Below are 19,573 nucleotides of genomic sequence, written 5' to 3' on the forward strand. Positions count from 1 at the left end.
GGGTCTGCGGGACAATATCAGTGTCTAAATTGGTTTTTTTCGCGATACCCGCAGCTTGACGCTTGGTTGTTGCCAAATGGGGCGTGCGCCGCCACAGTCTGCAAACTGACTTGGACGCAAGGACCCGGCTTGGAGCACGTATTCCTGAACGTATTGAACATCGTTCTGCCGGTGTTGATCTGTGCCGGTGTGGGGTACGGGCTGGCGGTCGCGCGCGCACCGTTCGACAACAAGGTGATCGGCGGGATTGTCTCGAAGGTGGGATATCCGACACTGATCATCTCTCATTTGTCCGCCACCAAGATCCAGATTGCCACGTTTCTGGACATGATGGCTGCTGCTGCCCTCGCCATTGCGGCATTCGGCGTGCTCGGGTTTTTGGCATTGCGGCTGTTGCGCTGGCCGGTGCGGGCGTTTCTGACCCCGCTGATGCATGGCAATGTGGGCAATATCGGATTGCCGGTCACTTTGCTGGCACTGGGCGATGCGGGCATGGCCTATACGATGGCTTTTGTCGTCGTGGTGTTGGTGAGCATTTTCACGGTAGGCATGTGGATCCCGGCCGGAGAGTTCTCGGCCCGGAAGCTTGCAACATCTCCGATCATCTATGCGGTTGCCATCGCGCTGACGCTGATGGCTACGGGTTCTGCCCTGCCGCAACCGATCGCCAAATCCTTTGACATCCTGGGGGGGCTGTCGATCCCGCTGATGTTGCTGACACTTGGTCACACGCTGGCCACGCTTCGGACGGGCAGCCTTGGCCGGGCAGTCGTTCTGACAGGTCTGCACCTCGTTCTGGCCGTCGGGATCGCCACCACGCTTGTTTGGCTGTTCGGCTTTACCGGGGTCGAACGCGGAGCGTTGATCCTGTGCTGCCTGATGCCGTCTTCGGTTGCGACATACCTGTTCATCGACCAGCATGTTCCGGAATATGGCCCGGAAGTGGCCGGGTACATTATGGTCTCAACCCTGACGACGATCCTTGTGCTGCCGCTCGCCTTGGCCTACTGGATCTGACTTTGCCCAACCAGGAACCGACATCATGATTTTGCACTGCGTGTTCTTCACATTCCGATCAGATGCACCGCAGGACGCGCGTCGCGCCGTTCTGACAGGCTTGGCCGAGCTATGCGCTGATCTGGACGGGGCCTTGGCTTTTGAAAGCGGACCCAATCTCGATTTCGAAGGAAAGTCGCAGGACTATCGCGATGGGTTCGTGATCCGCTTTGCGGATCGACCCGCCGTGCAGGCTTACGCCGAACACCCGACACACCGCCGGTTGGGCGGTCAGCTGTGTGATCTGTGTCAGAATGGTGCCGACGGGATCATCGTCTTTGACCTAGACGTGCCGGACGCGCAATAGAAGCGGCCAACGAAAAAGGCCGCCCCCTGGGGGACGGCCTTGGAATTTCCGCAAAGGCGCTGGTTCAGAAACCCAGGCCTTCGTACTTCTTCTTGAACTTCGACACGCGACCGCCGGCGTCCATCAGGCGCGACGAGCCACCGGTCCACGCAGGATGCGAGGAGGGGTCGATTTCCAGGGCCAGCTGATCGCCTTCGGCACCCCAGGTCGATTTCATCTGGATCACGGTGCCGTCGGTCAGTTTGACGTCGATCATGTGGTAGTCGGGATGGATGTCTTTTTTCATCTTTCCGTTCCTTACGCCTCGGCGCCAGCCTTGGGCTTGTAGTTGGTGACTTCTGCGATACGGGCGGATTTACCGCGACGGGTACGCAGATAGTACAGTTTGGCGCGACGGACGCGGCCACGACGGACAACGGTGATGCTGTCGATGTTGGTCGAATACAGCGGGAACACACGCTCCACGCCTTCGCCAAACGAAATCTTGCGAACGGTGAACGATCCGGCGATGCCGTCGCCGTTTTTGCGCGCGATGCAGACGCCTTCGTAGTTCTGCACACGGGTGCGCGAGCCTTCGGTCACCTTGTAGCCGACACGGATGGTGTCACCGGCTTTGAAGTCGGGGATGTCTTTCCCCAGGGCGGCAATCTGTTCCGCCTCAAGCTGTGCGATCAGGTCCATCGCAGTTACTCCTATCTGCTCGTGGTTGGTCCACGAAGTTGGGCACGATCTGAGAGCTCTTGGTCTTCTCCGGGTCCCGCGATCTGCAGCCCGCCAGAGGTCAGGTCGAATGTTCCTTTTGGTCCGGGTTATTCCACAGCTTCCCTGATCCGAAGAAGGGCAGGTGCGTTCCTGCGATCAACCCAAAACACCGGAGTCGCCCCAAAGGCGGCACCGGATTGCGCCCGTTTAGGGAAGTCGGACGAGCATATCAAGCCCAAATCGCCGGTTTTCAGGCCAAATCGCGGTGGATTTGGTGGGAATCCGCCGTCACCCGTACCGCGGCGTTGCCTTGTGCCGGGGATCGGGCATTCTGGGTCATAATTTGAGGGCAGGTTTAGAGGCAGAGCAACACGATGAGCAAAGCGATTTTCTGCGTGGTTATTGCGCTGGCACTGATGTCTTGCGGGCGTCGTGCGCCGGCGCCCCAAATCTTAGACCAACCGGTGGTCGCGGGACTTTCCGGACCTTCGGTTCTGTACCCAGCCTTTGCGGATGCCGACCCGCATGACTGGGAGCGGCGGCGGCCCGAGCACTATCCCGTGCATGGGCTCGACGTCTCGCGCTGGCAGGGACCGATCGACTGGCGTCAGGCCAAGGCCTCGGGGGTCAGTTTCGTGTTCATTAAGGCGACCGAAGGGGGCGACGTGGCCGATCCGATGTTCCAGGATCACAGTCAGGGCGCCCGGGCGGCGGGGGTTCCGTGGGGTGCATATCACTATTACTACTTCTGCCGCCCCGCGGCCGAACAGGCCCGTTGGTTCATTCGCAACGTTCCCCGAGGGGCCGACCTGCCGCATGTGCTGGACATGGAATGGACCCCCCATTCCAAGACCTGCACCCTGCGCCCCGATGGCAAAACGGTGCGGGCCGAGGCGGAAAGGTTCCTCGACATATTGGAGCGACATTACGGCCGTCGGCCGATCGTCTACACCACGGTCGATTTCTACGAGGACACAGGTATCGGACGTCTGCCAAAGACCGAGTTCTGGCTGCGCTCGGTCGCAGGGCATCCGCGCAACGTCTATCCCAAGGCAGTCTGGCGGTTCTGGCAGTACACGGGCACCGGGTTGGTTCCCGGCGTGCAGGGGCGGGTGGACATCAACGCCTTCAACGGCTCGCCTGATATCTGGGCGCGATGGAAGGCGGGCGCACCCTAGTCGTCGGTTTCCCCGCGCGCCTTCAGGTAGGCATCCCACAGGTCCGGGCGGCGCGTGCGGGTAATCTCTTCCGCCATCTGGTGACGCCATTCGGCGATGCGCCCATGATGTCCGGACATCAGGATCGGAGGGATCTCGCGCCCGTTCCACTCGGCCGGCCGAGTGTATTGCGGGTGTTCCAGCAAGCCGGACGAAAAGCTCTCTTCCTCGGTCGAGGCCTGATTTCCCAGAACCCCGGGCAGCAGTCGCACGGTGGCGTCGATCAGCGCCTGCGCGGCAATCTCGCCTCCGGTCATGACGAAATCGCCCAGCGAGACTTCCTGGATGCCGTAGTGCTCTAAAACCCGTTCATCAACGCCTTCAAAGCGGCCACACAACAGGGTCATGCCATCGCAACGGGCCAAGTTCTGCATCATGCGCTGATCCATCCGGCGCCCGCGCGGGCTGAGGTAGATCAGCGGCCAGTTGCCCTGTACCCCATCCATAGTGTGATCAATGGCGGCCCCCAGTACATCCGGCCGCAACACCATGCCGGCACCGCCGCCTGCGGGCGTGTCGTCGACATTGCGATGCTTGCCGACACCGAACTGCCGCAGATCGACCGTTTCCAGTTGCCACAGCCCCTCCTGCAGCGCCTTGCCGGTCAGGCTTTCGCCCAAGACGCCGGGAAAGGCAGATGGGAACAGCGTGATCACCTTGGCCTTCCACACGCCATGCAGGTCCGGCGTGGGCGTCAGCAGCTCACGCGGTTTCAGCGTGGGGCGAATAGCCTTGCGGCCATATGACTTTGCAGGTTTGTCCGTCATGTGTTCGTGGTCAGACTGTTTTGAGCGCGTTCGACGATGCGGGCTTTCTGTCGGACCAGCGCCGCCTCGTCCAGCCCCGATCGGTTCAACTCGAGCATTTCGGACAGCGCTTCTTGCGGCAATGCCGGGTTTGACCGAGTGGGCTTGACCAGCAGGGCGGCCTTTTCGGGCGGCAGATCCAGGAACTCGGCAAAAGGTGTGCCGGGGCCAAAGCTATGCTCACGCAGGTCTTCCAGCCATTCGGTCTGCACTCGAACCGAGGGCAGCCGATCACGAACGGCGTCCGCAGTCTGCTGCAGTGAAGGGAGCTCTTCGAGCCTCTCGCGGAACGTGTCGAAATCCTGCACTAGCCGCGTGCGCTGAAGATCATGGGCCCAGAGACTGCGGATCCAACTGCCGCGCTGGCGCAGCGAGAGATATACGGTGATGTCCAGTTCCGACCCGACCAGCCGGTTGCGCAGCGTATCGACCAGGCAGGCGGCCAGATCAGGGGCTTCGGCGTATCCCACAACCAGATTGCGGCTGGGGCGAAGCCCCGAGAAGTTCTCCTCACTCAGGATCAGCCCGCGCTTTTCCCCGAAATCCAGCGTCGCCAGAAGTTCGCGCCAGCGATTGCCGAATTCGGACAGCGTACCGAATGTCCCATACAGCGAATGGCGCGTGGCGGCTTCGGATAACCCGGATTTGCGGGTGACATAGGGCAGAACCAATGCGTGGCGCGGCCAGATCAACGTTCGGTTCTCGAACAGAAAGGATTGCGCGGCAGTCGTGCCGGTTTTGTGAAGGCCCAGATGCAGCAAGATGCGCCGCGTCACAGCAGGCCCTCGGGAGGGTCGGCGACGATACGCCCGGCCTCAAGGTCAACCGTGGGTACGGCCGCTTTGGTGAATGGCAGAAATACAGTGGATTTCAGTCCCGGTCCGTGCAGTTCGAGCAGGTCGTCGGCGCCGTGGTTCTGCACCGATTTGACCCGCCCCAGCAGGGTTCCGCCGGTGTCATAGACTTCAAGCCCCAAAAGGTCGGCGTGATAGAATTCGTCATCCGGCAGCGATGGCAACTGCTCGCGCCGGGCATAAAGGCGCAGCCCCTTCAGGGCGTCCGCCTGTTCCTTGGTTTCGACCCCGCCCAGACGCGCGGCAAATCCGTTCTTGATCGCGCGTGTGATGATCAGCGGATAGCGCTGGGCGCCACTCTCGTCGGTCAGAGGGGAGTAGGTCTCGATATCCTCGGGTACCGCGCAATAGCTTTTCAGGCGGACCTCGCCGCGTACGCCGAAGGACCCGGCGATGCTGCCGACACAGATCAGATCAGTCATTGGGCATTTCCGTTGTCACGCATATTCCACTTTCCCAGACACCGATTTCGTCGCAGGCTTCGCGTTGATTGTTGCGCTCAAAGAACACGCCCACAATAAAGGCGATCAGCAGCAGGATGGGAAGGCGTATCAAACCAAACATGCCACCCTACCGCGTTTCCACCGGCAGGCTGCCGCGGCGGCACTCCCAGCCATGGGTTTCCAGTTCGGGCGTGTCCGAGCTTTCCTCGGGCCAGCCCACGCAGAAATAGCCGATCAGCCGCCAGCCCTCGGGCACCGACAGGTCGCGGGCCAGCCGGTCGGGATCGAGGATCGAGACCCAGCCCAGTCCCAGGCCATGCGCGCGCAGCGCCAGCCAGAACAAAGTGACGGCCGAGACCACCGAATAGCGGCGCATCTCTGGCATGGTGCCTGCGCCCAGCCCCTGGCCCTTGTCGGTGGCGTCATCGCAGAAGACCGCCAGCTGCACCGGCGCCTCCTGCATGCCCGACAGTTTCAGCTGGCTGTACAACTGCGCTCTGTCACCGGAGTAGCCCGCCAGCGCCGCGTCATTGGCCGCCTTGAAGTTCTCCAGCGCCGCGGTCCGGGCCGCAGGGCTTTCGACGCGGATCACGCGCCACGGTTCGCTCAGTCCCACCGAAGGGGCCAGCTGAAACGCGTCGAGGCAGTGCGTCAGCACTGCCTCGTCCACCGCGTCTGTGCGGAACCGGCGTACATCGCGCCGGAGCCGCATCAACAGATCGAACTGCGTGCGGAAATCTTCGGTGAAAGCCTGATCCTGCACGCGCCCGCCTGTTTACTCTTCTGCAGCAGCAGCTTCTTCTTCGGCCGGAGCGGCAGCAGCCTCTGCGGCTTCAGCAGCCTTGGCGGCTTTCTCTTCGGCGCGCTCCTGGGCTTTTTTGCCCGGGGTGCCCTTCTGAGGGTTGTTGCGCTCGGCTTTCTCCTTGGCGCCGGCGGCTTCCAGCATGCGGGCGATCCGGTCGGTCGGCTGCGCGCCCTGGTCCAGCCAGTACTGGATGCGCTCCATGTTCATCTTCACGCGCTCTTCGCTGTCTTTCGGCAGCAGCGGGTTGTAGGTGCCCAGCTTCTCGATGAAGCGGCCGTCACGCGGCATGCGGCTGTCCGCTGCAACGATGCGGTAGAAGGGGCGCTTTTTCGAGCCGCCACGGGCCAGACGAATTTTCATTGCCATTGTGGTATCTCCTTTGGATGGCGTTGGCCGGATTGCTCCGGCTATTTCTGGTGTTTGTTGAACCTCTGGTTCACTTCTGGTGTTTCTTGTGGTGTCGGATGACTTCCTGAATGATGAAATTCAGGAAAGCCTTGGCAAAATCGGGGTCCAGATCCGCCTCTTTCGCCAGGTCTTCGAGCCGTGCGATCTGCGCGGCCTCGCGCGAGGGATCGGACGGGGGAAGTTCGTGTTCGGCCTTGAGCTTGCCAACGGCCTGCGTGTGCTTGAACCGCTCGGCCAGCGTATAGACCAGGATCGCATCCAGCCGGTCGATACTTTCGCGGTGGTGTTTCAGCAAGGCCGCGGCCCGCGTCACGGGATTGTTCATTGGCCGGTCCTTTCGGTGGTCAGATCGGTCGTTGACGTGTCGAGTTTCGGGTGCCGCCAGATCTGTGCGGACTTGCCCAGCACTTCGCCCTCGCGCTCGTAGGTGGCGCCGAGGCGCTGGGCCAGGGCGCGCGAGCGGTCATTGGCGTGGGCGATGTAGCTGATGACGCCGTTCAGCCCCTGATGGCGCGCCGCATGGTCGCGGGCGGCCTGCGCGGCCTCGAAGCCCAGGCCCTTGCCCTCGGCCTGTTCCATCAGGGTCCAGCCCAGCTCGGGTTCGTCCCAGCCCGGCACATAGATCATGCCGGTCCAGCCCACGAAAGTACCGCTGGCCTTTTCGGTCAGGTGCCACATGCCATAGCCGCGCAGCGCCCAGTGGCCAAGCCGGTTCGCCAGTCCGTTCCAGCAGCCCGCCGCATCCCTGGGTCCGCCCACCATATGGCTGCGCTCGGTCGCGTAGAAGGCCGTCATGGCCGGTAGGTCGTCCGGATGCGGTGACCGAAGGATCAGGCGCTCGGTCTCAAGGGTCGGGATGGTGAAGGTCGTCATGCGTAGGCCTCCATCCCGCCATCGCTGTCGCCGGGCAGATGGCGATAGACCAGAACCGACTGGTCGAACCCGGCCTCGGCCTGCAGGTCGCGCTGGGCGCCCAGGCGCTCGGCCACGCGGGCCGAGGCTGCGTTGTCGGGGTCCACATAGCTGACCAGTGACGGCAGGGCCTGCGGCCCCAGCGCAAAGTCGCGGGCGGCTTCGGCTGCCTCGGTTGCGATGCCACGCCCTTCGGCGGCTTCGGTCAGCAGATAGCCCAGCTCGTGTTCGCGGTCACCGAATTCCATGCCGATCGTCACGAAGCCCAGAACCTGACCGCCCGCGCGGTCCTCGATGGCCCACATTCCCGCCCCGCGCAGCAGCCAGCCCGCGACGTATTGCGAGAAATCCAGCCAAGCCGCCTGCCGGTCAAACGGGCCGTCCATGTGTTTGGCACGGTCCGACATCAGGATGTCGGCATAGGTGTCGAAATCCCCGAGCCGCGGCGCGCGCAGCACCAGCCGCGCGGTCTCCAGCCGCGGCAAGTCCGCAGCCAGCCGCGAACACAGCGCGGCAGTGGGGCCGGTGGCCGGAGCCTCCCAGGGATATGCGACGGGCGCAGTCACTTACTTTTTCTTTCCGAATCCGCTCAGGCCGGGGGGCAGGGCCATGCCGCCGCCCATGCCGGGCATGCCGCCGGGCATCTTGCCGCCCATTGCCTTGGCCGCGGCTTCCAGCGCCTTGGGGTCCATGCTCGCGGCCATTTCTTCGGGCGAGGGGCCGCCTTTGCCGAACATGCCTTTCATGGCCTGTTTCAGCATCTTGCCTTTGCCCATCTTCCCCATCTTCTTCATCATGTCCGACATCTGCCGGTGCATCTTGAGCAGCTTGTTGATGTCGCTGACCTCCATGCCCGAACCGGCCGCGATGCGTTTCTTGCGGCTGGCCTGCAGCAGCGCGGGGTTGGCGCGTTCCTTCTTGGTCATCGACTGGATCATGGCGATCTGCTGGCGCAGGATCCGGTCGTCCAGCCCGGCCTGATCCATCTGCTTGGCCATCTTGCCCATGCCCGGCATCATGCCCATCATGCCCTGCATGCCGCCCATCTGGATCATCTGTTCCAGCTGCATCTTCAGGTCGTTCATGTTGAACTGACCCTTCATCATGCGCTTCATCATGCGCTCGGTCTGCTCGAGCTCCATGGTCTCCTGGGCTTTTTCGACCAGTGAGACGATGTCGCCCATGCCCAGGATCCGGCCCGCGATGCGGTCGGGCTCGAAGGTTTCCAGCGCATCCATCTTCTCGCCCAGACCGACGAAGCGGATGGGCTTGCCGGTCACTGCGCGCATCGACAGCGCCGCGCCGCCGCGGCCGTCACCGTCCATCCGGGTCAGGACCACGCCCGAGATGCCGACCTTGGCATCGAACTCCTCGGCCACTTCGACGGCGACCTGACCGGTCAGGCCGTCAACCACCAGCAGGGTCTCGCGCGGGTCGACCACGTTGCGGACCTGCTCGACCTCGTCCATCAGGACCTCGTCGATGTGCAGACGGCCCGCTGTGTCGAGCATGTAGACGTCATAGCCGCCCAGCGTGGCCTGCTGTTTGGCGCGCTTGGCGATGTCCACCGGTTTCTGGCCCGGCACGATCGGCAGGGTGTCCACCCCGATCTGGGAGCCCAGCACCGCCAGCTGGTCCATCGCCGCCGGGCGGTAAACGTCCAGCGAGGCCATCAGGACCTTCTTGCCCTCTTTTTCTTTCAGGCGCTTGGCGAGCTTGCCGGTGGTCGTCGTCTTACCCGAGCCCTGCAGGCCGACCATCAGGATCGGCGCGGGCGGGTTGTCGATCTTCAGCTTGCCGGGGTCTTCCTCGCCGCGCAGGGTATCGACCAGCGCGTCGTGCACGATCTTGACGACCTGCTGGCCCGGCGTGATTGACTTGGTCACCGCCTGGCCGGTCGCCTGTTCCTGAACCTTTTTGACGAACGCACGCGCCACTGGCAGCGAGACGTCGGCCTCGAGCAGCGCCACGCGTACTTCGCGCAGGGCGGTTTTGACGTCTTCCTCGGACAGGGCGCCCTGTTTGGTCAGCCGGTCAAAGACGCCAGAGAGGCGTTCGGATAGATTTTCAAACATGCCTTCGGCCTCCTTTGCCGGTTGTCGGTTGGCGCCCCATAGATAGGGGCGGACGGGTCAATGCACAAACGCCCCCACGGGCGAAACTCGCTGGTGGGGGGCGATCCCTGAACGACTCAAGGGACCGGAAGAACAGACGCTTCCGGATGTTGCGTTGGCGTTTAGGCCCATTAGCTGCCTGAGTCAACCATCCGCGCCTGCCGGGTTGCATCGTGTGGCCCCGTCGGCCATCACTGGCGCAATATTCGGGAGAAGACCATGGACGCCTCATCCGCCTTTCAGGACTCATTGCCGCTCAGTTCGGACGCTTTGCTGGCGCAGTTGGACGACTGGGGGCTGCCCTATCGCCTGCACAGCCACGTCCCGCTGCGGACGGTCGAAGAGTCGAAGGCGGTCGAGGATCAGTTCATGGTGCCGGGCGAAAACGCGTTGCGGCTCAAGAACCTGTATCTGCGCGACAAGAAAAAGCGGAACTACCTGGTAACGCTGGAACAGAGCCGCGAGATCGACCTCAAGGCGCTGGGCGCCGAACTGGGTGTAGGCAACCTGTCCTTCGGGTCGGCGGATCGGCTGATGCAGAACCTTGGCATCCGTCCCGGCGCGGTCAGCCCGCTGGCGATGATCAACGGCGTGGGCAACGATGTGCGGTTCTTCATGGACGACGCGGCGCAGCGCGCGGACGTGATCTATATGCATCCATTGGTCAACGACCGGACGGTGGCCATGGCGCGCGAAGACCTGATGGCCTTCTTCGACCGGATCGGGTGCGAGGTCACCTGGCTGCCCTGATCAATCGCTCAGCGCCTCTTTCAACGCGGCGGCGACATGGGCGGCCGAGGGGTTGACGAACAGGTGCCCGTCGGCCTCGAAAACCGGGTCATCAAGATGTTGGGGAAAGGCCAGCGGCAATTCCGTGCAGGCCAGCAGGATCGCGGTTCCTGGGGCGGCGTGCCGGTTGCAGAATGCCAGCAGACCGCCGCGGGCATTGGCTGAGGCACCGCCATAGAACTCGGTGTCGATCAAGGCCTGCATTTCCGCGATCTGGTCCTCGGGAAGTCGGTCATTGGCTGTGATGCCTTCAGCCGCCAGCCGTTCCGCATAGTGGCGCGCTTGCATCGTGACCGAGGTTCCCAGCACCAGCGCGCTTTTGGCGCCTGTCGTTTTGGTGGCCACGGCGGTTGCATCAAAGATACTCAGGATCGGCATGGTCACGCCCTGCCGGATCGCATGCAAACGGGCGTGAGGTGTGTTCGAGGCGATAATGCCAAAATCACATCCCGCCTGCTCAAGCGTCAGCAGTGCTTCGCGGAAAACGGCATCGAACGCGGACCAGCTTGCTTCGTCGCCGGCGGTTCCACGCAGCGCGCGGGTTTTGGCCTGGGTGACGGACTCGATGGTCATCGGAGGAACAGGCAGCGGTGATCCGTGCCCACGGTCTGCAAAATGACGCCCCGCGCCCTCGGCGATGGCGCGGTAATAGTCTATTGTCGACGTCCAGCCGACCCCGCCCAGAATTCCGATCTTCTTCATGACAACCGTCCAATCTGCCGATCCCGCTCGGGGACAGATTGGACGGTTTGACCGGGGATGGCCAGTGGCCGGATCAGGCGGCCAGTTCGGCCACGGCTTTCTGGGCGTTGCTCAGAGTTGCTTCCGGGTCCAGCGCCATGCGGTCAGCGGCCACCACATCCACGTCATGGATGCCGATGAAGCCCAGAACATGGCGGGCGTATCCGGTTGCAAAGTCGATCTCGGACCCCACTGCGGTACCACCCGAAGCGATGGCGAGGATGGCGCGCTTGCCCTCCAGCAGGCCCTTGGGGCCATTCTCGGTATATGAGAACGTCAGGCCCGCGCGGGCGACCAGGTCGATCCAGGCCTTGAAGGCGGCCGGGACCGAGAAGTTGTAGATCGGCAGTCCGATCACCACCGTGTCGGCCTGCTGCAGTTCCTTGACCAACTCGTCCGACAGGGCCAGCAGGTCGCGCTGGGTCGCGTCGCGTTGATCGGCGGGGGTGAAGTTGGCGGTGATCCAGTCCTCGGTCAGCAGGGGCAGGGGTGTGGCTAGGTCGCGGCGGATGATGCGGCTGGCGCCCAGGTGTTGAACGATGCGGGCCGACAGGTCGCGGGTGGCCGAGCCGGTGCGGCGGGCCGAGGCGTCGATATGCAGGATGGTCTTTGTCATGGCGTGGATCCTTCTCAGGGTTCGGATTTTGCGTCTGAGCCCAATATGAGTATTGCGTGAGCGAACGAAACTGGGATAAATCAACAGACATTGTTGGAAATTGCACAGAATTGGTTTTGTCATGGACAATTGGGACGAGGTCCGCACCGCCTATCAGGTTGCGCGCATGGGCACGGTTAGCGGCGCGGCCGAGGTTCTGGGGGTGCACCACGCCACGGTGATCCGCCATATCGACGCGATCGAGGCCCGGCTGAAGGTCAAGCTGTTCCAGCGCCACGCGCGCGGCTACACCCCGACCGAGGCGGGCGAAGATCTGCTGCGCGTGGCCCAGGCCACCGAGGATCAGTTCAACCAACTGGTCGGGCGGCTGAAGGGGCGTGGAGACGATGTCTCGGGCGAGTTGGTGGTGACCTCGCTGGCCTCGCTGGCGCCGCTGGTGGTACCCACCTTGACCGCGTTCCAGCAGGACCATCCCGACCTGATCGTGCGCTATCTTACCGGCGACCGCCTGTTCCGCCTGGAATATGGCGAGGCGCATGTGGCGATCCGCGCCGGTGCGGCCCCCGACCAGCCGGACAACGTGGTGCAGCCCTTCATGACGCAAGAGGTGGGGCTTTATGCCAGTCAGGACTACATCGCGCGGCGCGGCCTGCCCGCGGGCGTCGAGGATTTCCCCAACCACGCCTTCGTCGGGGCGGATGATGAAAACAGCCGCGCGCCCTTTTCACGCTGGCTGCGCGCCAATGTTCCGGCCGAGGCGATCACCTTCCGTTGTTCCAACAACTTCACCGTGGCCGAGGCGGTACTGGCCGGGGCGGGGATCGGCTTCATGGCCCGGTGGGAGGCCGCCCGCCATCCGCAGCTGCAGGAAGTGATGGAGCCGCTGCCGGAATGGGCCGGCAATCTGTGGCTGGTAACCCATGTGGATCTGCACCGCACCAACAAGGTGCAGACCTTTCTCAAATTCCTCAAGGAGCAGGCCAAGGACTGGCTGCCATGAGCCCGCAGGCGCGTGGCCACTTGGCCATGCTGGTGTTCTCGGCGCTGGTGGCGGGCAGTTTCTCGCTGGGTTCGATGATCGCCAACGAGATCGCGCCGGCGGCGTTAAACGCCGCGCGCTTCGCGATTGCCGGCGTGGTGATCGGCATAGCGGCGCTGATGACGACCGGTTTGCCGCGCAGCGCGGCGCGCGCGCCGTGGCGGTATCTGGTGCTGGGCGGGCTGTTCTCGGCCTATTTCGTGCTGATGTTCTACGGGCTGAAAACCGCGCCGCCGGTCAGCGCGGCGGCGGTGTTCACCCTGACGCCGATCCTGTCGGCGGTGGCGGGGTGGGTGTTGCTGCGCCAGATCACCACCCCGCACATGGCTCTTGCGTTGAGCGTTGGCGCAGTTGGCGCGCTGTGGGTGGTGTTCCGCGCCGATTGGCTGGCCTTTCGCGCCTTCGAGATCGGGCAGGGCGAAATCATCTATTTCTGGGGCTGCGTGGCCCATGCGATCTATACGCCCATGGTGCGCAAGCTGAACCGGGGCGAGCCGCCGGTCGTGTTCACCTTCGGCACTCTGGTGGCCGGGTGCGCAGTGCTGACGGTGTTCGGCTGGTCCGACATCCGCGCGACCGACTGGGCCAACCTGCCGGCGATCGTCTGGATCGGCCTGTTCTACGTCGCCATCTGCGCCAGCGCAGCCACCTTCGTTCTGTTGCAGTACGCCACGCTGCTGCTGCCGTCGGCCAAGGTCATGGCCTATACCTACTTGACGCCCAGCTGGGTGATCATCTGGCAGATCGCGCTGGGCCAGCCGGCGCCAGGCCTTCTGGTTCTAGTCGGGATCGGGCTGACGATCCTTGCCCTTGTGCTGCTGCTGAAAGGGGATGACCTGGGGATGGCTCGGCAACAAACCGCGCCGGACTGACCTTTGCCAAAGCGCCCGTTCGTGGCAGGGTGGGGCAAACTCCGAAAGGATCGGAACATGCACAGATTGATTGCCTCGGCCACGCTAATGCTGGTTTTTGGATGTACGCAGGACACCGCAGACAATTCAACCCTTCAAGCCAGCTGCGAGGCATTGGTGGCTGCTGAGGCAAACCGGAGCCCCGCGGATGTCCAGGCTCTGTCGACAACTGCCGAACCGGCGGGAACCGTCACACGAGTCGCAGTGGCCGGCGCTCAGGCACCCTGGCTGTGCCGCGCCGATCCCAGCGGCGTGGTCACAGGGGTCGAGTACAGCCAGCAAGGCTGATCCTCTTGGGTTGAGCCACATCAAGGGCCGGTTGTGTCAAACCCGCTAAGCTGTCGGCGTGAAAGGAGGGACTGATGTTCAAACACATAATGTTTCCCGTCGATCTGCATCTGCCACCCGAAGTGCGCAAGGCGGCCGAGGTTGCGGCACAAGTCGCCCGGTGGCAGGGGGCGCGGATAACCATCGTCAGCGTGACAAGCAATCAGCCCGGCGACCCCACGCAAACCGAATCCGCGATCAAGGACCATCTGTCCGATCTGGCGGACGAGTTGTCCCAAGCCAGTGGAGCGCAAGTTGATTTCCGCAACATTCATTCGGTGGATGTGGCGGTCGAAGTGGATGGTGACCTGGCCCGCACCGCTGAAGAGATCGGTGCCGACCTGATCGTGGTGGGCACCCATGCGCCGCGGATTACCGACTTTATACTGTCCAGTCATGCCGGATATCTGGCCAAACATGCCAGCATGTCGGTCTTCGTAGTGCGCTAGACCTCGTCCCCCGCGGAAAGCTGGTTTTCCAGGAACCGCTCGAACGCGTCCAGATTCACGGGTTCGAACTGCCCGAACCCTTGCATCCAGACCGAGGCCGCGCGCAACGCGTTGGGTTCCAGCTTGCACCATTTCACCCGGCCGCGCTTTTCCTGGCTGATCAGCCCGGCCCGGGTCAGGATCGTCAAGTGTTTTGAGATCGCCGCCAGTGACATCTCGAACGGCTCGGCCACGTCGGTGACGGCCATGTCATCCTCGAGCAGCATCGCCAGAATGGCGCGCCGCGTGGGGTCGGCCAGGGCCGCAAAGACGGTATCGAGGTCATCGGACATGATCCCGCTGAACCACAGCGGGAAAGTTTGGTCAACCATTTGGTTGAATATGCGGAATCCGGTGCTTCCAGCGGAATGGATTGTCCGTGACCCGATCGGCAGACAACGTGCCCCCTTAATATGCATTAGAAAACAAACGTTTAAGCTGCGTCAATTGGAGCCATCAACAGCGTTGACTCTGCGCGCGAGGCCGCATAGCAACTGCGCCAAGACTGTGCGAGGGAAACGCCCGTGACCGATGACGACCCAAAGCAGCGCCTGACGCAGCTTGAGGCCAAGATCGACGCGGCAAAAAAGGCCAAAGCGCCGAAACCTCGTGCGGACGCTGACATATCCGGGGGCGAACTGGCCTGGCGGATGGTCATCGAGATGGTTTCCGGTCTGGGGATCGGATTTGGCATCGGGTACGGGCTGGACAGCCTGTTCGGGACGATCCCGATCTTCCTGGTGCTGTTCACATTGCTGGGCCTTGTCGCGGGCGTGAAGGTCATGCTCCGCAGCGCGCAAGAAGCTCAAGAGAAACAAGCGGCCTCGACACAGGCCGAGAAGGACGAGAGGGACTGAACGTGGCGACCGAGACCACCGCAGCAGAAGGCAGCAGCCTGGTTTTCCATCCGATGGACCAGTTCATCGTCAAGCCGCTTTTCGGCGGTGAGATGGCTTGGTACACGCCCACCAACGTGACCCTGTGGCTGTTCTTCGCGGTTCTGGCCATCATCGGCCTGCTGGTGCTGAGCACCTCGAAGCGCGCAATCGTCCCGACCCGCATGCAGTCGATCGCCGAGCTGGCCTACGGCTTCATCTACAAGATGCTGGAAGACATCTGTGGCAAGGAAGGCGTCAAATACTTCCCCTATGTCATGACCCTGTTCATGTTCATCGTCACCGCGAACTTCCTCGGCCTGATCCCGACCTCGTTTACCACGACATCGCATTTCGCGGTCACCATTCCGCTGGCGCTGGCCGTGTTTCTGACCGTGACCGTTCTGGGCTTTGTCAAGAATGGCGCCGGGTTCCTCAGCCTGTTCTGGGTGTCCAGCGCGCCGCTGGCGCTGCGCCCGATCCTGGCGATCATCGAGCTTATCTCGTACTTCGTGCGCCCGGTCAGCCACTCCATTCGTCTTGCGGGCAACGTCATGGCCGGCCACGCCGTGATCAAGGTTTTCGCCGGCTTCGCCGCGGTCGCCGTGATCTCGCCCGTGTCCGTTCTGGCGATCACCGCGATGTACGGTCTCGAGGTCCTAGTGGCCTTCATTCAGGCCTACGTATTCACCATTCTGACCTGTGTTTATCTGAAGGACGCTCTGCATCCGCATCACTGATCGGGGCGTGACCCCGGCACAGGAACGATAACCCAAAATCGAAACTTCCAATTCGTAAGGAGATACATCATGGAAGGCGATCTCGCACACATCGGCGCAGGCCTGGCAGCAATCGGTTCCGGCGCGGCCGCAATCGGGGTGGGCAACGTGGCCGGCAACTTCCTGGCCGGCGCTCTGCGCAACCCTTCGGCGGCTGCTTCGCAGACCGCAACCCTGTTCATCGGTATCGCATTCGCAGAAGCCCTGGGGATCTTCGCATTCCTGGTCTCGCTGCTGCTGATGTTCGCCGTATAATCTGCGGAACCTGATCCTTACGCGCAGGTGGGCCCAAGCCATAGCGGCCCACCTGTTGTAAAGACAACGTTCCGACGGAGGACATCATGGCGACAGAACCCATAGCTGCAGAAGCAGTCGGCAAATGCGTCGATTCCCATGGCTCGGCCATCGGGATGCCGCAGCTCTGCTTCGATTGGTTCCCCAACCAGATCTTCTGGCTGGTCATTACGCTGGTCGTCATCTTTCTGGTCCTGTCCCGCGTGGCCCTGCCGCGCATCGCGGCGATCTTGGCCGAGCGTCAGGGGACCATTACAAATGACCTGGCTGCGGCCGAAGACCTGAAGGCCAAGGCGGTCGAGGCCGAAGAGGCCTACAACAAGGCGCTGGCCGATGCCCGTGCCGAGGCTCAGCGGATCGCAGCCGAAGCGCGCGCCGAAATCCAGGCGGACCTGGATGATGCGATTGCCAAGGCAGATGCGGAAATCGCGGCCAAGGCGGCAGAATCGGAGAAGGCAATTGCCGAAATCCGTGCCGGAGCGCTGGAAAGCATTCAACAGGTTGCCAACGATACGGCGGCCGAACTGGTGACTGCGCTGGGCGGCGAGGCGGATGCCAAAGCCATCAGCAGTGCCGTCAGCGCACAGATGAAAGGATAAGTGACATGCGGAATACACTTGCTCTTATCCTGACCGCAGGCTTCGCCAGCCCGGCGCTGGCCGCAAGCGGCCCGTTCTTCTCGCTGGCGAACACCGACTTCGTCGTGACGCTGGGCTTCATCGTGTTCATCGCGGTCCTGTTCTATTTCAAGGTTCCGTCGATGATCGGCGGGGCGCTGGACAACCGCGCCGAAGGCATCAAGGCCGAGCTGGACGAGGCCCGTGCCCTGCATGAAGAAGCGCGCAGCCTGCTGGCCTCATACGAGCGCAAGCAGCGCGAAGTGCAGACTCAGGCCGAAGCCATCGTGGCCGCGGCGAAGGAAGATTCGGTTCTGGCTGCCGAACAGGCAAAGGCGGATCTGGAGAAATCCATCGCGCGTCGCCTGGCTGCCGCACAGGATCAAATCGCATCGGCCGAGGCCTCGGCGGTGAAGGAAGTGCGCGACCAGGCTGTTACTGCGGCCGTTGCGGCGGCCAAGTCCGTGCTGGCCAAGCAGATGACTGCGGCGCAAGCCAACAAGCTGATTGACTCGGCGATCTCCGAGGTCGGTGACAAGCTGCACTGAGCTGTTCGGCGTGAGCCAATCTCAATTTCCAAAACCCGAAAGCTACCTGCTTTCGGGTTTTTTGCTTGTAGCCCGTGTCATTGTCTGTTGATTCAGGGCAGTCAGCTTGTGGCGTTTCGGTGAGGTACGATGACATCCGGACATACCAAGATTGTTGATCCCGCCCCTGTGTGCGTGTTCGCGTTCAACCGACCCGAACACACGCGGCGGACGTTGGATGCCCTGGCCCAATCGCCCTTGGCCGCGTCGACATCCTTGACCGTATTCATCGACGGCCCCCGCAATGATGCCGAGAAGCCGATTGTCGACGCTGTTGCGCAGGTCGCCGAAACGCAGCAGGGCTTCGCCAGTATCGAGCTGCGCCGACGTGACCAGAATGCAGGGCTGGCCGTCTCGATCGAAGAGGGTGTTTCGCAGATGATGGCCGAGCACGGCCGCGCGATCATTCTCGAGGATGATATACTCACGTCGCCAGCCTTTCTGCATTATATGAACCTTGCGCTGGACCGCTACAAGGACGAGCACGCGGTCTGGCATATTGCCGGCTACAATGAGGACGTGCCTGCCTTTCGCCGAGCGCAGGGCGCATATCTGTGGCGTTTCATGAGCTGCTGGGGATGGGCAACCTGGGCGGACCGTTGGGCGCATTACAGCCGCGACCCTGACGCGCTGGTGGATGAGTTTTCAGAAGCGGACATCGCCCGCTTCAACCTCGACGGGGCACAGGACTATTGGTCACAGGTTCTGGCGAACGAGACCGGCGAGCTGAACACATGGGCGGTTTTCTGGTACGCGACCATTTTCCGGAATCGCGGATTGTGCCTGTCCCCGTATTTTTCCTATGTTGAGAACATCGGTTTTGATGGAACCGGCAGTCATGGTGTGGTGAACAAATCCTACACGCGCAGCCGCCTGAACGCCGAACTTTCGCCGGACCTACCTGCCCAAATCTCGGAAAATACCGATTCGGTGGAGCGGGTAAAACTGTATTACCTGACCAAACCCGGCAAACTGGATAAGATCAGGCGCAAGCTGAACAGTTTTGTCGGCAGGCTCATGTCCACGAGGGAAAGATGATAAAGCGTGTAAGAAACTGGCTTCGCGAAAAGCGCTACAAGCGGCACAGGCTGCAGTCGGTTCGGGCCAGGCACGGTTTGCGCCTCGTCACTCTCGGCTCTGACTATGGTGGCTGGACTTTCCTCGAGGACGACAGTCTGCAGGGCTGCACGATCGTCAGCGCTGGTCTTGGGGAGGACTCGTCCTTCGACGTCGAGTTTGCGGACCGCTACAATGCAAGGGTCGTGATTATCGATCCGACACCTCGGGCCGTGGCCCATTTCAGCGCGATGAAAAAGCGTTTCGGTAAAAGGGGTGAAACGGGCTACGTTTCAAGTGGTTCACAGCCGGTTGAAGCCTACGACCTTAGCAACTGCAGTGAAGACAATCTTGTAATGGTCGATCGCGCCCTTTGGTGCCGCAACGAAACACTGCGTTTCTTTCTTCCCGAGAACCCAGAGCATGTTTCACACTCGATCGTGAACTTCCAAAACGAATATCGTCAGAATACCGATCACCTGATGGTCCTGGCCGGTACATTGCGGGAAATACTGCACGATCACGCAATTCCGGTCGAGAAAGTCCAGCTGTTGAAGCTCGACATAGAAGGCGCGGAAGTCGAGGTTATTGAGCAAATACTCGCAGACGGGTTGCGGCCCCGGCAGATCTGCGTCGAATACGACGAACTCAACCGGCCTAGCAAGAAAGGCTTTCAGCGTGTTGACTCCGCAGACAAGGCACTTAGGGCGGCAGGGTATGTTTGCGTATATGGAAATGGCAGTACCGACTATTTGTACCTGCACGAGGAACAGCCCTGACGTGCTTCTTTCGCGTATTTCATGCGCTAGAAAACAGGTGGAACAAAACGT

General features: G+C 62.1%; 30 protein-coding genes. 15 read left to right on the forward strand and 15 right to left on the reverse strand.

Features of this window, described 5'->3' with window-relative positions; genetic code table 11:
* Positions 1–129: 129 nt before the first annotated feature.
* Both ACR0CU_RS17255 and ACR0CU_RS17260 read left to right on the forward strand, forming a co-directional pair.
* Positions 130–1,017 (forward strand): AEC family transporter, encoded by an 888-nt coding sequence (locus ACR0CU_RS17255; RefSeq protein ID WP_170439823.1) that lies wholly within the window; start codon positions 130–132, stop codon positions 1,015–1,017.
* Positions 1,018–1,042: 25 nt separating this feature from the next.
* Positions 1,043–1,363, forward strand: coding sequence for a Dabb family protein (locus ACR0CU_RS17260; protein ID WP_170434882.1), 321 nt, complete (start codon positions 1,043–1,045; stop codon positions 1,361–1,363).
* A gap of 64 nt (positions 1,364–1,427) precedes the next feature.
* Here the strand turns inward: ACR0CU_RS17260 and rpmE are convergent, their stop codons facing one another.
* Positions 1,428–1,649, reverse strand: a complete 222-nt coding sequence (rpmE, locus tag ACR0CU_RS17265; protein ID WP_093965180.1) for a 50S ribosomal protein L31 — start codon at positions 1,647–1,649, stop codon at positions 1,428–1,430.
* An 11-nt stretch (positions 1,650–1,660) separates the two neighbouring features.
* A complete protein-coding gene (rplS, locus tag ACR0CU_RS17270; RefSeq protein ID WP_093965183.1) occupies positions 1,661–2,044 on the reverse strand; it encodes a 50S ribosomal protein L19 in 384 nt (127 codons plus the stop codon).
* A gap of 395 nt (positions 2,045–2,439) precedes the next feature.
* Here rplS and ACR0CU_RS17275 point away from each other — a divergent pair, with 395 nt between their 5' ends.
* A complete protein-coding gene (locus tag ACR0CU_RS17275) occupies positions 2,440–3,243 on the forward strand; it encodes a glycoside hydrolase family 25 protein (RefSeq protein ID WP_170448836.1) in 804 nt (267 codons plus the stop codon).
* Here ACR0CU_RS17275 and trmD read toward each other — a convergent pair.
* The 10 genes from trmD to ffh all read right to left on the reverse strand — a co-directional run bounded on the left by trmD (position 3,240) and on the right by ffh (position 9,585).
* The gene (trmD, locus tag ACR0CU_RS17280; protein ID WP_170361458.1) at positions 3,240–4,049 is read right to left on the reverse strand and encodes a tRNA (guanosine(37)-N1)-methyltransferase TrmD; all 810 of its coding nucleotides are present in this window, start codon (positions 4,047–4,049) and stop codon (positions 3,240–3,242) included. The two genes, ACR0CU_RS17275 and trmD, sit on opposite strands and share 4 nt — an antisense overlap.
* Positions 4,046–4,864, reverse strand: coding sequence for a hypothetical protein (locus tag ACR0CU_RS17285; RefSeq protein ID WP_170448838.1), 819 nt, complete (start codon positions 4,862–4,864; stop codon positions 4,046–4,048). Before ACR0CU_RS17285 ends, trmD begins: the two co-directional genes overlap by 4 nt.
* The gene (gene rimM / locus ACR0CU_RS17290) at positions 4,861–5,364 is read right to left on the reverse strand and encodes a ribosome maturation factor RimM (protein WP_093965189.1); all 504 of its coding nucleotides are present in this window, start codon (positions 5,362–5,364) and stop codon (positions 4,861–4,863) included. The genes ACR0CU_RS17285 and rimM overlap by 4 nt, the downstream gene beginning before the upstream one ends.
* Positions 5,357–5,506, reverse strand: a complete 150-nt coding sequence (locus ACR0CU_RS17295; RefSeq protein ID WP_170372674.1) for a hypothetical protein — start codon at positions 5,504–5,506, stop codon at positions 5,357–5,359. Before ACR0CU_RS17295 ends, rimM begins: the two co-directional genes overlap by 8 nt.
* Before the next feature lie 6 nt (positions 5,507–5,512).
* Positions 5,513–6,148 carry a 5,6-dimethylbenzimidazole synthase gene (bluB, locus tag ACR0CU_RS17300; RefSeq protein ID WP_170448840.1) on the reverse strand — a complete coding sequence of 212 codons (636 nt, stop codon included), beginning with the start codon at positions 6,146–6,148 and terminating at the stop codon, positions 5,513–5,515.
* Positions 6,149–6,160: 12 nt separating this feature from the next.
* Entirely contained in the window at positions 6,161–6,556 is a 396-nt protein-coding gene (gene rpsP, locus ACR0CU_RS17305; RefSeq protein WP_093965193.1) for a 30S ribosomal protein S16, read from the reverse strand.
* Positions 6,557–6,626: 70 nt separating this feature from the next.
* A complete protein-coding gene (locus ACR0CU_RS17310; RefSeq protein WP_170448842.1) occupies positions 6,627–6,923 on the reverse strand; it encodes a chorismate mutase in 297 nt (98 codons plus the stop codon).
* Positions 6,920–7,471, reverse strand: coding sequence for a GNAT family N-acetyltransferase (locus tag ACR0CU_RS17315; RefSeq protein WP_480643522.1), 552 nt, complete (start codon positions 7,469–7,471; stop codon positions 6,920–6,922). Before ACR0CU_RS17315 ends, ACR0CU_RS17310 begins: the two co-directional genes overlap by 4 nt.
* The gene (locus ACR0CU_RS17320; RefSeq protein ID WP_367647610.1) at positions 7,468–8,076 is read right to left on the reverse strand and encodes a GNAT family N-acetyltransferase; all 609 of its coding nucleotides are present in this window, start codon (positions 8,074–8,076) and stop codon (positions 7,468–7,470) included. Before ACR0CU_RS17320 ends, ACR0CU_RS17315 begins: the two co-directional genes overlap by 4 nt.
* Positions 8,077–9,585, reverse strand: coding sequence for a signal recognition particle protein (gene ffh / locus ACR0CU_RS17325; protein WP_170448846.1), 1,509 nt, complete (start codon positions 9,583–9,585; stop codon positions 8,077–8,079).
* A 258-nt stretch (positions 9,586–9,843) separates the two neighbouring features.
* On the opposite strand from ffh, the gene ACR0CU_RS17330 reads away from it, so the two are divergent.
* Complete coding sequence (locus ACR0CU_RS17330; protein WP_170448848.1) at positions 9,844–10,374, forward strand: prolyl-tRNA synthetase associated domain-containing protein; 531 nt, start codon at positions 9,844–9,846, stop codon at positions 10,372–10,374.
* On the opposite strand, the gene ACR0CU_RS17335 is transcribed toward ACR0CU_RS17330, so the two are convergent.
* Both ACR0CU_RS17335 and ACR0CU_RS17340 read right to left on the reverse strand, forming a co-directional pair.
* Complete coding sequence (locus ACR0CU_RS17335; protein ID WP_170448850.1) at positions 10,375–11,115, reverse strand: aspartate/glutamate racemase family protein; 741 nt, start codon at positions 11,113–11,115, stop codon at positions 10,375–10,377. It abuts the gene before it with no gap.
* Between the two features lie 73 nt (positions 11,116–11,188).
* A complete protein-coding gene (locus ACR0CU_RS17340; protein WP_170366227.1) occupies positions 11,189–11,770 on the reverse strand; it encodes an FMN-dependent NADH-azoreductase in 582 nt (193 codons plus the stop codon).
* Positions 11,771–11,891: 121 nt separating this feature from the next.
* On the opposite strand from ACR0CU_RS17340, the gene ACR0CU_RS17345 reads away from it, so the two are divergent.
* From ACR0CU_RS17345 to ACR0CU_RS17360, 4 genes are all read left to right on the forward strand, one after another.
* Positions 11,892–12,770, forward strand: coding sequence for a LysR family transcriptional regulator (locus ACR0CU_RS17345; RefSeq protein ID WP_170367906.1), 879 nt, complete (start codon positions 11,892–11,894; stop codon positions 12,768–12,770).
* The gene (locus ACR0CU_RS17350; RefSeq protein ID WP_170372685.1) at positions 12,767–13,681 is read left to right on the forward strand and encodes a DMT family transporter; all 915 of its coding nucleotides are present in this window, start codon (positions 12,767–12,769) and stop codon (positions 13,679–13,681) included. Before ACR0CU_RS17345 ends, ACR0CU_RS17350 begins: the two co-directional genes overlap by 4 nt.
* Positions 13,682–13,738: 57 nt before the next feature.
* Positions 13,739–14,008 carry a hypothetical protein gene (locus ACR0CU_RS17355; protein WP_170448852.1) on the forward strand — a complete coding sequence of 90 codons (270 nt, stop codon included), beginning with the start codon at positions 13,739–13,741 and terminating at the stop codon, positions 14,006–14,008.
* A gap of 74 nt (positions 14,009–14,082) precedes the next feature.
* A complete protein-coding gene (locus ACR0CU_RS17360; protein ID WP_170361483.1) occupies positions 14,083–14,496 on the forward strand; it encodes a universal stress protein in 414 nt (137 codons plus the stop codon).
* Here the strand turns inward: ACR0CU_RS17360 and ACR0CU_RS17365 are convergent.
* Positions 14,493–14,828: an ArsR/SmtB family transcription factor gene (locus ACR0CU_RS17365; RefSeq protein ID WP_170448918.1), complete on the reverse strand. Its 336-nt coding sequence runs from the start codon at positions 14,826–14,828 to the stop codon at positions 14,493–14,495. The two genes, ACR0CU_RS17360 and ACR0CU_RS17365, sit on opposite strands and share 4 nt — an antisense overlap.
* Positions 14,829–15,059: 231 nt before the next feature.
* Between ACR0CU_RS17365 and ACR0CU_RS17370 the strand changes: the two genes are divergently transcribed.
* From ACR0CU_RS17370 to ACR0CU_RS17400, 7 genes are all read left to right on the forward strand, one after another.
* Positions 15,060–15,392, forward strand: coding sequence for an AtpZ/AtpI family protein (locus tag ACR0CU_RS17370; protein ID WP_093965213.1), 333 nt, complete (start codon positions 15,060–15,062; stop codon positions 15,390–15,392).
* A gap of 2 nt (positions 15,393–15,394) precedes the next feature.
* The gene (locus tag ACR0CU_RS17375; protein WP_093965215.1) at positions 15,395–16,150 is read left to right on the forward strand and encodes a F0F1 ATP synthase subunit A; all 756 of its coding nucleotides are present in this window, start codon (positions 15,395–15,397) and stop codon (positions 16,148–16,150) included.
* 69 nt (positions 16,151–16,219) lie between these two features.
* On the forward strand, positions 16,220–16,444 hold the full coding sequence (locus ACR0CU_RS17380; protein WP_005981269.1) for a F0F1 ATP synthase subunit C: 225 nt from the start codon (positions 16,220–16,222) through the stop codon (positions 16,442–16,444).
* A gap of 86 nt (positions 16,445–16,530) precedes the next feature.
* Positions 16,531–17,082: a F0F1 ATP synthase subunit B' gene (locus ACR0CU_RS17385; RefSeq protein ID WP_170343394.1), complete on the forward strand. Its 552-nt coding sequence runs from the start codon at positions 16,531–16,533 to the stop codon at positions 17,080–17,082.
* A 5-nt stretch (positions 17,083–17,087) separates the two neighbouring features.
* Positions 17,088–17,648 carry a F0F1 ATP synthase subunit B gene (locus ACR0CU_RS17390; protein WP_093965218.1) on the forward strand — a complete coding sequence of 187 codons (561 nt, stop codon included), beginning with the start codon at positions 17,088–17,090 and terminating at the stop codon, positions 17,646–17,648.
* Between the two features lie 129 nt (positions 17,649–17,777).
* Positions 17,778–18,725, forward strand: a complete 948-nt coding sequence (locus ACR0CU_RS17395) for a glycosyltransferase family protein (protein ID WP_170448855.1) — start codon at positions 17,778–17,780, stop codon at positions 18,723–18,725.
* Entirely contained in the window at positions 18,722–19,522 is an 801-nt protein-coding gene (locus tag ACR0CU_RS17400; protein WP_480643527.1) for an FkbM family methyltransferase, read from the forward strand. Before ACR0CU_RS17395 ends, ACR0CU_RS17400 begins: the two co-directional genes overlap by 4 nt.
* Positions 19,523–19,573 lie beyond the last annotated feature (51 nt).

It is taken from the genome of Ruegeria sp. BC2, assembly GCF_056539245.1.